The sequence below is a fragment of the Aquabacterium sp. genome (assembly GCF_004297345.1).
In the GTDB taxonomy this organism is placed as follows: Bacteria; Pseudomonadota; Gammaproteobacteria; order Burkholderiales; family Burkholderiaceae_C; genus Aquabacterium.
The window spans coordinates 1-7,479 of sequence record NZ_SCTN01000211.1 but is presented as its reverse complement, the minus strand read 5'-3'; the positions used below and the strand labels follow the sequence as shown (position 1 = coordinate 7,479).

Annotated in this window: 7 protein-coding genes; 1 reads left to right on the top strand and 6 read right to left on the bottom strand. The window is 60.3% G+C overall.

Going from position 1 to position 7,479, the window contains the following annotated elements; all coding sequences use genetic code 11:
* Together EPO09_RS07585 and EPO09_RS07580 are read right to left on the bottom strand one after the other, a co-directional pair.
* A partial coding sequence (locus EPO09_RS07585; protein ID WP_290641785.1) for a hypothetical protein occupies positions 1-701 on the bottom strand: 701 nt, incomplete at its 3' end.
* Between the two features lie 20 nt (positions 702-721).
* Positions 722-1,768, bottom strand: coding sequence for a 3-oxoacyl-ACP synthase III family protein (locus tag EPO09_RS07580; protein WP_290641783.1), 1,047 nt, complete (start codon positions 1,766-1,768; stop codon positions 722-724).
* Positions 1,769-2,213: 445 nt separating this feature from the next.
* On the opposite strand from EPO09_RS07580, the gene ccoG reads away from it, so the two are divergent.
* Positions 2,214-3,665 (top strand): cytochrome c oxidase accessory protein CcoG, encoded by a 1,452-nt coding sequence (ccoG, locus tag EPO09_RS07575; protein WP_290641781.1) that lies wholly within the window; start codon positions 2,214-2,216, stop codon positions 3,663-3,665.
* 16 nt (positions 3,666-3,681) lie between these two features.
* Here ccoG and EPO09_RS07570 read toward each other — a convergent pair whose 3' ends face one another.
* The 4 genes from EPO09_RS07570 to EPO09_RS07555 form a co-directional block, all read right to left on the bottom strand.
* Positions 3,682-4,617, bottom strand: a complete 936-nt coding sequence (locus EPO09_RS07570) for an alpha/beta hydrolase (RefSeq protein ID WP_290641779.1) — start codon at positions 4,615-4,617, stop codon at positions 3,682-3,684.
* Between the two features lie 37 nt (positions 4,618-4,654).
* Positions 4,655-5,473, bottom strand: coding sequence for an SDR family oxidoreductase (locus EPO09_RS07565; RefSeq protein WP_290641777.1), 819 nt, complete (start codon positions 5,471-5,473; stop codon positions 4,655-4,657).
* Between the two features lie 49 nt (positions 5,474-5,522).
* The gene (locus tag EPO09_RS07560; RefSeq protein WP_290641776.1) at positions 5,523-6,365 is read right to left on the bottom strand and encodes an SDR family oxidoreductase; all 843 of its coding nucleotides are present in this window, start codon (positions 6,363-6,365) and stop codon (positions 5,523-5,525) included.
* 34 nt (positions 6,366-6,399) lie between these two features.
* The coding region (locus EPO09_RS07555) for an NAD(P)/FAD-dependent oxidoreductase (protein WP_290641774.1) at positions 6,400-7,479 on the bottom strand (1,080 nt) is incomplete at its 5' end.

Below are 7,479 nucleotides of genomic sequence, written 5' to 3'. Positions count from 1 at the left end.
TTGTTGTAGGCGCGTCGGATCATGTCGTCGCTCAGCCAGCGCGCGAAGTTCGTGTAGATCCACGAGCCCCACAAGATGCCCTTGCCGTACAGGCCTTTGAGCTGCCCATAGATGTCTTGCATCGTGGGCTCGCCTTGAAGGCGCAATGACACGGGTGCCGTCCAGTTGCCCGATTGGGTCTGGATGCCCAGCGAGCGGCGGAAGTCGTGCGGCATCATCCACACGCGTTCACTGTCTGCTTGAAGGAAGCGTTCGCGGCAGACCTTGTCCAGGCTGGCCAGGAACAGCGAGGTTTCGCCAACGCCTTGCGCACGGGCGCCAGCACGAAGCTGATCGCTTTGTTCCAGTGGCGCCAGAAAGTACACGAAGTTGTGCTCAGGCTGGCTGGAGGTCGTGGTGGCATCGGCCTTGCGCCAGGGGTAGCTCACTGGCTGGCTGTTGCGCAGGTGCAGTTTCAGCGCCGCGAGGCGACCGAAGAAGCCTGGCTTTAGCGGGATGCTCTTGTGTACTTTGGGCGGCATCGTGATGCCCAGCGAGGCCAGGATCTTGACGATCGCGCCGCCGCCGTCATCGATCTCGTGCGAGTGCAGGAACCACTGCATCTGAGCAGACGCAGGTTCGTACACGCCAAAGATCATGTCGATGTTTTCGCCCAGGGACTTGAGCACCCGGTACTTGCGCCCGGACCAATCGGTTGCCATCTCGTGTCAGCCCCGCCGAATCAGTAAACGAAGTTGTAGCGGGTGTAGGACATGCCGGCGGCCGTCATCAAAGCGGTGACCTTGTGGCCACGCTCCAGTCGGCCTTCCTTCTCAGCCACGGCCAGGGCGGCAGGCACGGAGTTGGTCACCAGGTTGCCGTACTCAGGCAGCATGAACATGTAGGGGATCTTCTTGTCCAGGCGCTTTTCCAGGTCACGCCAGGCGGTCAGGGTGTTGGTGTGCGGGATGAAGAGGTCGACCTCGTCCACAGGGATGGGGTTCTCACGCATCATTTCTTCCAGGTCACCGATGGTGTTGTCCTGCATCTTCTTGCCGTAGGAAGAGAAGCGCAGACGACCCTTGCCTGCGATGGACAAGTCGCCCATGCGCATGGTCTCGATGTCGTCTTCCACGATGGGCGACATGCACAGATCGGCGTATTGCGTGAAGGTGCGGTTGTCGAACTGCCAGGGCTTGTCACCGTCGGCCTTCAGAATGGTGGCGGTGGAGCCTTCACCCACCGTGTAGCTGGCAAAGGCCCACTCCAGATCAGCCGGGCTGGTGAGCTTGTGGTTCTGCGCGAGGGGTTGGCCTTCGTGGCAGGCGTACTCGGCCGTCACGATCAGGATGTTCTTGAACTGGCCGGACGCCAGGAAGGCTTGCGCGATTTGCGTGGCGCGGGTCCAGCTGCCGCAAGCTTCGGTTACGTCGAAGCATTGGGTCTTGTCCATGCCCATGGCCTTGGCCACGAAAAAGGCCATCGCGGGTTCGATCACGCGCTTGTCCACGCTGGCGTGGATGAGCAGGTCGATGTCGTTTTTATCCAGGCCGGCCTGGTCCAGCGCGTCGTTGATGGCGCGCTCGGTGTACGTGAAAGCCTGCTCGCCCTCGGCCAGCCAGTGGCGGTTCTCGGAGCCGATGTAGTTCAAATAGAACTCGATGCTTTGCAGCGCGGCGTTGAGGTCGCCCTGAAAACCTTCACGGCTTTGATCAGCCACGATCTGCAGCATTTCTGCGTTGGAGACAGTGCGTTCTGGATAAGCAAAGGCGACGCCGGCGATGTGCATGGGGGACTTCCGTTCAGGTTGAGCAAGCGGGCGTTCTTGATCGTTTGCGATGCGCGTTAAGGCGCGTTTGAGTGCGGTCAAGAACAACGATTGCATGAAGTCTGTCAGATAGGAGTTACTGAGGGATATCCCTTAAGTGAGCGTCATATCGATGCGAAAGGAAACGAAAACGCTTCGTTTGTATTCGTTGATTGCTTTCGTTTTAGCTTTGAAGAATGAAAAGGAAGCAAAGAAAACAGCATAAATGCACGGAAATAACCGGTTTGCCGCATGCTTGAGGTCGGCGCTTGATGATGTCGAGTACGGATCCGCTTCGTTTTCGACGCGTCTTGTCGGCACGCATACATCACCCAGTCCCCCATGAACGAAGGGGCTTAAGAACGTGCATTTCAAATGGATGTTATGGTTCGTCCCCGGCAATCGACCTGATTGCGCGGAACAGAACATGAGCACCGAGCCTCGCATCATCCCCATCAAGCCCGTCAACGCATTGCCGCAGCACGGATCGCTCTTCGAGGCACACAAGAAGGTTCAAGCCCGATCCGTCAAAGGGTGGTTCACCAACTGGCGTTGGGCCATGGTCTGGCTCACACAGATCGTGTTTTACGGTTTGCCCTGGCTACCCTGGAACGGGCGCCAAGCCATGCTGTTTGACCTCAACAGCCGCCGCTTCTACATCTTTGACTTGGTGCTGTATCCGCAGGATTTCATCTACCTGGCGGCCCTGCTGGTGCTCAGTGCGCTGGCGCTGTTTTTCTTCACGACCATTGCCGGCCGGCTCTGGTGTGGATTCGCCTGTCCGCAGACGGTCTACACCGAGATATTCATGTGGATAGAGCAGCGCATCGAAGGCGATCGCCTGGCGCGCCTCAAGCTGGACAAGGCGCCTTGGGTCGGTCAGAAGCTGCTCAAGCGTGGCGGCAAGCATGTCGCCTGGGGCGTGTTCAGCCTCTGGACGGGCTTGACCTTCGTCGGTTACTTCACCCCGATTCGCGCTTTGCTGGCGTCGATCAGCAGCTTCGGCGCAGGTCCTTGGGAGCTGTTCTGGAGCGTGTTTTACGGCATGGCCACCTATGGCAATGCCGGCTTCCTGCGCGAGCAGGTCTGCAAGTACATGTGCCCTTATGCGCGTTTCCAGAGCGTGATGCTCGATGGTGACTCGCTCATCGTTGGCTATGACACGGCCAGAGGCGAATCGCGTGGTTCTCGCTCCAAGACGGCGGACCGCGCCAAGCTGGGTCTGGGCGATTGCGTGGACTGCACGATGTGCGTTCAGGTGTGCCCGGTTGGCATCGACATCCGCAATGGCTTCCAGATGGAGTGCATCGGTTGCGGTGCCTGCATTGACGCCTGCGATACCGTCATGGACAAGATGAACTACCCGCGTGGGCTCATCCGCTTCTCGACGCAGAACGGTTTGGCACAAGGCTGGGATCGCCCCGCCTTGCTCAAGCGCGCGGTGCGCTGGCGCACGGCCATCTACGGCGGTGCCTTGCTGATTGGCGTCACCGCTTTCGCTGCCAGCTTGATGACGCGCGCACCTTTCCGTGTCGACATCACCCGTGACCGTGGTGTGATGGCCCGCATGGTGGATGACGGCGTGATCGAGAACGTCTACCGTCTGCACATCATGAATTCAACGGAACTGACGCAGCGCTATCGCGTGGATGTGAGTGCCGAGCATGGCGTGTATGGCATGCGGGTGGACAACGCTCAGGCAATCGACCTGGCTCCGTCTGAGAACCGGGATGTCAGCGTGCGCATCCGGCTCGATGCCAATGTTGCTGCGAACCTGGTCGGCCAGATCGTGCCCATCAACATGAGCATCGAGCAGATGGGCGCAGCGGGGCAGGCTGTGAAGCTCATCGAGCGCAGCACCTTCGTTGTGCCGCGCTGATGGGCCTTTGTGACTGTCAGAGGCCGCTGAGAAAGCGTTGATACGCTTCAGCTGCCCTGGCAGGCGCTTCTACCATGGGCATGTGTCCGATGCCGTCCCAGACATGAACCTGCGCCTGAGGCAGGGCAGCCTGCCATACCGGCACGCTGGAGACGTCGATGAGGCGGTCTTCCTTGCCCCACATGAGCATGACGGGCGCTTTGACCTCGCGGATGCGCACGGGCAGGTCGGTTTCCTTGTGCGACTCGCTGAAGATCTGCGTCAATTGATTGCGCCGGGCAATGTAGCGATCGGCCACGGCATCCAGCACGTAATGAGGCATGAACGGCGGCGAAGCCATCGTCATGGGATAGAAACGGTAGAAGCCTTCGCGCGTGTCGAACACAAAGGGGTTCTGCCCCTGGCTCAGCATCACGCGCATATCGCTGGGGTGTGGCGATGGCAAACCGGCCGGGTCCACAAGACCTGCTGACAGCGTGCGCTCCGGGTAGCTCACGGCAAACTGCGCCGTGATGAAGCCGCCCATGGAGTTGCCAATCACGTGCGCCTGCTTGATCTGCAACTGATCCATCAAGGCGGCGATGCGGCGTGTCTGCGCTTCGATCGAGTAGCTCCATTCGGGTTTGAAGCCTGTTTCGCCATGCCCGGGCATATCGGGGATGATCACCTGGTACTGCCCGCTGAAGTGGCGTGCAAAGCGCGCCCAGACGTCCTTGTCGGCACTGAATCCGTGGATCATGACGATGGCCGGGCCCGTGCCGGTGGACCGGTACAGCGTCATCGGGATGCCCTCGACCGTGACCACTTCCTTGTGCAGACCATACAGCCGCGATTCAATGCCCGCGCTCAGGTCATACGTCAGTTGCCCGACAGCGGGATAAGTCAGGTAGGACCAGCCCAGTGCGACTGCGGCCAATGCAGCGGCCACAGCAGTCTTCTTCTTGATTGCCATGATGATGTTGTTATCGATGAGAGAGTGTGTGTTGGTGTCAGCGCAGACCCTGGTAGTGGGTCAGATCATGTGAGCGCTTGAGTTCACGCCAGACGATGGCGTTGAGCCAACGTTGCGGCAGGAAATTGGAGCCCAGCCAGGTGCGCAGGGCGTCGCGGCCATAGATGATCTTCACGCGGCCTTTGCGGATGCTCTGGATCACGTGTTTCACGATGGCCTCTGGCGGCGTGGTGAGGTAGCGCTTGGCAAAGGCTTGTCCTCCTGGCTTGCGGACGATGTTGGTCGCGATGCCGCCTGGATGTACCAAGTGCACGCTGATCGGGCTGTCATGCAACTCCACCATCAGCGACTCGGTGAATCCGCGGACAGCAAACTTGCTGGCGCAGTAGTCGGCTTGTGAAGGCGCGCCTATCAGGCCCATGATGCTCGATACATTCACAATGGCGCCTTCTTTTCTCGCCATCAGCTGTGGCAGGAAGGCCTTGGTGCCATTCAACACGCCAAAGAAGTTGATGCGCATGATGCGTTCAAACTCGTCCTCGGTGGTCTGCCATGTCGGCAGGGATGAGCCTTCAATGCCCGCGTTGTTGATGACCACATGTGCACCACCGAACTGGCGCAAGACCTCATCCGCGAAGGCATACATGGCGGCCTTGTCGGCCACATCGAAGGCGCTAGACAGCGTGCGGCCGCTCATGCCTTCTGGCAGCAGGCCTGCGGTTTCTGCCAGGGCCTTGGCATCGTAGTCATTGAGCGCCAGCCTGGCACCCAATCGCGCAAACGCCAGGGCATAGGCGCGCCCCATGCCCGAGCCCGCGCCGGTGATCACGACAACTTTGTTTTTGAAATCTTTCATGCCAGCGGCCTCGGTGCGATGTGGCGGTGGATGCAGATGGCAGCAGGCTTCAGCCCGCCAGCAGTTTGCGAGCAAGCAGTGCGGAGATGGGCTGGTACCAGGAGCCGACCAGGCGAACCATGATGTCCAGGATCTTGGCATCCGGGCCCACCAGCACACGTCGCTGATTGCGCTCGACCGCACGCAGGATCTGCAAGGCTGCGCTTTCCGCTGTGGTCACGTTCAGCATCTTGTCGAAGCGTGAACGTGCGGCTTCGGCATCGCCGCCGGACTTGGCGCCCACGCTTTCATCCATCTTGGCCGCACGGGCAATATTGGTGCGGATGCCGCCCGGGTGTACGCAGGTGGCGCTCACGCCGCAGTTCTCGATATCCAGTTCCTGACGCAAGGCTTCCGTGAAGCCGCGCACGGCAAATTTGGACGAGTTGTACGTGCCTTGTGTGGGCGAGGCCAGCAAGCCGAACAGGCTGGAGGTGTTGACCACATGGCCATCGCCCGACTTCTTGAGGTGCGGCAGGAAGGCCTGTGTGCCCCAGACCACGCCCCAGAAGTTGATGCCCATGATCCACTGAAAGTCTTCGGGCTTCACCGTTTCAATGAAGGCGCCCAATGCCACACCCGCATTGTTGAAGATCAGGTTGACCTTGCCATGCTCCTTCACCACGTAATCGGCCCAGGCGTTCATGGCTTCGCGATCGGCCACGTTCAGCTTGGCTGTGGTGACTTTCACGCCCAGCTTGCCCGCCATCTGCGCAGTCTCGGCCAGGCCGGCTTCATTCACATCGCTCAAGGCCAGATGGCAGCCGCGGCGCGCCAACTCCAGGGCCAGCGTGCGGCCCATGCCTGACGCTGCACCCGTGATGGCGGCCACCTTGTTCTTGAAGTTCTTCATGAAGCCTGTCTCCTCGTTGTGCTGGTTTGCTTGCTCAGGTGAACAGATGGTGCGCAGGCTTGAAGGCCTGGCACATGCGGCGGAAGGTGAAGCTGAAGCCGGGGAACATGGCGATCACATGGCCGCTCTTGCTCTGGTACCAGCTGTGGCAGCCACCCGATTGCCACACGGTCTGCTTCATCTCGCGGTGGATCATGGTGGTGTAGTCGTTCTCGGCATCGGGTTTGACCTCGATGGCCTTGGCCTTGCGTGCCTGCACGGACTTGATCGCCCGCATGATGTATTCCATCTGCGCCTCGATCACAAAAATAGCTGAAGTGTGGCCGATGCCCGTGTTGGGCCCGGTCACCACAAACAGGTTGGGGAAGCCCGGGAGCGAGGTGCCCAGGTAGGCGCGCGGGAACGTGCTCCACACCTCGCCCACGGACTTGCCACCCTTGCCGATCACGGGGTAGGAGATCACGCCGTCCGTGGCGTCATAACCTGTGGAGTAGACGATCAGGTCCAGATCCACCTGCTTGCCTTGCGTGGTCACGATGCCGCGCTCGTTGATCTCGGCAATGCCGTCGTCCTTGGTGTGCAGCGTCACATTGGGGCGCGCCAGGGCGGGGTAGAGCGTGCTCGACAGGATGATGCGCTTGCAGCCGATCGTGTAGTCAGGCGTGACGGCGGCTTGCAGCTTGGGGTCTTTCAGCTGCTTGTGGATGTGCCGCAGCGCGGCCTTCTGGGCGACCAGATTGAGCATGGTCTTGGAGTACTTGAAGCCGATCATGCGGCTCTCCAGCGACCAGTAGATGACCGTGCGCAGGGCCTTGTAAATCAGCTTGGAGCCCAGTAGCGCGCGCTCGAACCCCGAAAACACACGGTCAGGGCGAGGCAGCACCCAGTGTGGCGTGCGCTGGAACACATGCAGATGCCCGACGTCTGGCGCGATCGCCGGGATCACCTGCGCGGCCGACGCGCCACTGCCAATGATGGCCACGCGCTTGCCTTGGTAGTTGTAGTCGTGATCCCACGAGTTGGTGTGGAAGCTGTGGCCCCTGAAGGTGTCGCGGCCTTTGAAGTTGGGGATCACGGGCGTGCTCAAGGGGCCGGAGGCATTGATCAGGAACTT

Excerpts from the sequence above, each read along its gene's own strand:
- ccoG (WP_290641781.1), top strand. The coding sequence starts at position 2,214 with ATGAGCACCGAGCCTCGCATCATCCCCATCAAGCCCGTCAACGCATTG.
- EPO09_RS07580 (WP_290641783.1), bottom strand. The coding sequence starts at position 1,768 with ATGCACATCGCCGGCGTCGCCTTTGCTTATCCAGAACGCACTGTCTCC.
- EPO09_RS07565 (WP_290641777.1), bottom strand. The coding sequence starts at position 5,473 with ATGAAAGATTTCAAAAACAAAGTTGTCGTGATCACCGGCGCGGGCTCG.
- EPO09_RS07570 (WP_290641779.1), bottom strand. The coding sequence starts at position 4,617 with ATGGCAATCAAGAAGAAGACTGCTGTGGCCGCTGCATTGGCCGCAGTC.
- EPO09_RS07560 (WP_290641776.1), bottom strand. The coding sequence starts at position 6,365 with ATGAAGAACTTCAAGAACAAGGTGGCCGCCATCACGGGTGCAGCGTCA.